The 3195-nt window shown below is 65.4% G+C and carries 2 protein-coding genes; one reads left to right on the top strand and one right to left on the bottom strand.

What is annotated here, in order from left to right; all coding sequences use genetic code 11:
- Positions 1 to 34: 34 nt before the first annotated feature.
- On the top strand, positions 35 to 1120 hold the full coding sequence (locus tag WA702_RS03990) for a substrate-binding domain-containing protein (protein WP_425109234.1): 1086 nt from the start codon (positions 35 to 37) through the stop codon (positions 1118 to 1120).
- A 3-nt stretch (positions 1121 to 1123) separates the two neighbouring features.
- Here the strand turns inward: WA702_RS03990 and WA702_RS03985 are convergent, their stop codons facing one another.
- Positions 1124 to 2884 (bottom strand): cytochrome c biogenesis protein DipZ, encoded by a 1761-nt coding sequence (locus tag WA702_RS03985; protein WP_425109233.1) that lies wholly within the window; start codon positions 2882 to 2884, stop codon positions 1124 to 1126.
- Between the last annotated feature and the right edge of the window lie 311 nt (positions 2885 to 3195).

Here is a 3195-nt window from a genome sequence, read left to right as displayed (position 1 = left end):
GAGATATGAACTCGCCTTCATAAATGGATCACACATGCTGCGGATCGAGATCGAACCTGTCTGGCGCTTTCACAAGGACGGCCACCCGCAGAGCGTGGTGGTGATGCTGGGCGTTCTCAGCGAGATCCGGAAGACCGGCAAGATCACCTCTGCCGCCAGCGACGTTCATTTGTCCTACCGGCACGTCTGGAATCTGATCGAGCAATGGTCGGCCTTTTTTGGCGTGCCGCTGGTCGAGACCCAGCGCGGCAAGGGCTCGCGGCTGACCGCGTTCGGCGACAAGCTGGTGTGGGCTGGCGAGCGCATGCAGGCCCGGCTCGGCCCGCAGCTCGAGAACCTGGCGCAGGAGCTCGCCACCGAGATCAAGCCGTTCCTGCAGCAGCGCCCCTCCGTGATCCGTGTGCATGCGAGCCACGGCTTTGCGGTGGCGAAGCTGCGCGAGCTCTTGGATCGCGAGCCCGGCATCGGCGTCGACCTCCGTTATGTCTCGAGCCAGCATTCGCTGGTGTCGCTGGCCCAAGGCGCCTGCGACCTCTCCGGCCTACATCTGCCGCGCGGCGAGTTGCGCGCGGAAGGCATCAGGGCGTGCCGCGAATGGCTCGATCCGAAACAAGACCGCGTGATCAGCCTAGTGACCCGCGAGATGGGACTGATGGTCAAGCGCGGCAATCCGCTCGGCATCAATTCCCTTGCCGACCTCGTGAGCAGCAAGGCGCGCTTCGTCAACCGCGATCACGATTCCGGCACGCGGATCCTGTTCGACCAGCTGCTGGCGCTGCACGGCATCGATCCCTCCCATATCAACGGCGCGCAGCAAATCGAATTCACCCATGCCGCCGTCGCCGCCTATGTGGCCAGCGGCATGGCGGATGCGAGCTTCGGCGTCGAGGCCGCCGCCCGGCAGTTCGGGCTCGATTTCATCCGCATCCTCACCGAGGATTATTTCTTCGTCTGCCGACAGGCCTTTCTCGAGACCGAGCCGATGCGCCGCGTCATCGCGCTGATGAAGGGTGCCGAATTCCAACAGGCGATCGCGGCGCTGCCGGGCTATCAGCCGGCCGATACCGGCTCTGTGCACACCGTGCGTGCCTTTCTCGATCGGCTCGACGCGAATGCTTAAGCCTCAGCCGAACGTAAACGCATAGGCTTGCACGCCGGGGTCCAGGAATTGGATCTCGAAATTGTGGTCCGCCACGCTGCCGGTATCCCGAACGAGCTGATAGAGCCGCTGGCCGGTCACGGCGCCCTCGCCATTGGCATCAGTGTCCATGCCGTGCGCCGATCCCGGCGGCTTGCCGTCGATGGTGACGCGAAACCGGATCGTCTTGCCCTCCTCCGTCGGCCCGAGCACCAGATGCAGGTCGCGCGCATGGAAGCGATAGACGATCTTGCCGTCCGGCTCGTTCAAGGTCGCGCGTTCCGGGCCGATGGTCCAGTTGCCGACCAGCGACCATGCGTTGAGCTGCAGCGCGCCCGCTTCATAGGTATGAGCGGCGTCCTGCACCACGCCGCCCGGCGAATCGAACCGGTTGCTGCGGTCGTAGCCGAGATAGGTCTCGGGCGATTTGACGTCGGCGGCGGCGGACGCGGCTTCCGCGCCTGACGCATTCACATCGACCGTGCCGCCGGGAATGTCGCGCTGACCGGCTTCGGTCAGCAGCTCCTGGATGACCCGCTCGGACTCTGCGTAGCCGCCTTCGCCAAAGTGGTGATGGCGGATATCGCCGTTGGCATCGATGAAGTAATGCGCCGGCCAATATTCGTTCTCGAACGCCTGCCAGATCTTGGTGTCGTTATCGACGGCGACCGGATAGTCGATCTTGAAGGTTGAGATCGCCTTGCGCACATTGTCGACGTCGCGCTCGAAGGCGAATTCGGGCGCGTGCACGCCGATGACGACGAGGCCGTGATCGCGATATTTCTGCGCCCAGGCGCGCACATAGGGAATCGAGCGCAGGCAGTTGATGCAGGAATAGGTCCAGAAGTCGACCAGGACGACCTTTCCCTTCAGGCTCTCGGTCGTGATCGGTGCAGAATTCAGCCACGCCGTCGCGCCGTCGAGCGGCGGCATCGGGCCTTCCGATGGCAGGTCGGCATCCGCAGCCTCCGATGCTGCGGGCTTGGCCGGCCCGCCAGATATAGCGACCGGGTTCTGGCCTTGGCGCGGATGCAGCCGATCGAGCAGGCTCTGCTCGATCGCGTTCGTCCCGCTCAGCGAGAGATTGGTCAGCACGCCGGTGTCGAGGCCGAGCGCGATCGCGACGATCGCAACCAGCACGGCCGCACCCAAGCCGCGCCGGATCCATTCGCCGATACCGATCGAGCGCTTCATCGCTGCAAACACCCGCCCGCCGACGGCGAGCGCCAACGCCAGCGATGTCGCGGCTCCCGCGGCATAGGTCAGCAGCAGCAGGGTCGTCGTCGCGTTGGCGCCCTTCAGCGCCGCGCCGGTCAGGATCAGGCCGAGGACGGGACCGGCGCACGGCGCCCACAGAAAGCCGGTGGCGACACCGAGCACGAGCGGCACCAGCAGTGAACCATCGGCTTTCCCCTCACCCAGGTGTGACAGCCGCGCGCCGACCCGGACCAGCGGCGCCATCGCGCGATCCGCAAGCGCGGGAAACAGCAAGGTCAGGCCGAACAGGGCGAGCAGGACAAGCGCGGCGGCGCGGCCATATTGATTGGCCGACACCACCCAGCCGCCGGCGACCGACGCCAGGGAGGCGACCACCGCGAACGCCAGCGCCATGCCGACCAGCATCGGCAGGCCGTTCCTGAGGAACGGACGGTCCGCCCTGGCCAGAACGAACGGGATGACGGGAAGGATGCAGGGGCTGATGATGGTCAGCACACCGCCGAGATAAGCGAGCAGGAAAAGCAGCATGGCATGGACCGTCGATCGCTCGTGAGAGGCCCGAGCAATATACGGCTATTGCGCCGTAATTGTTACACGCTTCGGGACTTTCGAGCGCGGCCGGCGATAACCCATATATCGTTTCGGCTATAACGACCCAGCGGATTTGCTTCAGGTCACCAGAGCCAGCCAGCGCTCGGTCGCGGTGACGGCCGCAGCCCACAGCGGAGCTGCGGGCTGGCCGCGATGCAGCGCCTTGCCGACCTCGCAGATCGCGAGAAACGCGCTCGCGCGGGCTTCGTCGACCTCGAGCGGTTGATCGCCGCTCTCGCTGCTCACCA

It is taken from the genome of Bradyrhizobium sp., from assembly GCF_049798375.1.
Lineage (GTDB): Bacteria > Pseudomonadota > Alphaproteobacteria > Rhizobiales > Xanthobacteraceae > Bradyrhizobium.
Note: the sequence above shows the minus strand (reverse complement) of the source record. Positions and strands in the feature narration are given on the sequence as shown.

What these genes read in the sequence shown, in the direction of transcription:
- WA702_RS03990 (WP_425109234.1), top strand. Translation starts at nt 35, where the DNA reads ATGCTGCGGATCGAGATCGAACCTGTCTGGCGCTTTCACAAGGACGGC.
- WA702_RS03985 (WP_425109233.1), bottom strand. Translation starts at nt 2,884, where the DNA reads ATGCTGCTTTTCCTGCTCGCTTATCTCGGCGGTGTGCTGACCATCATC.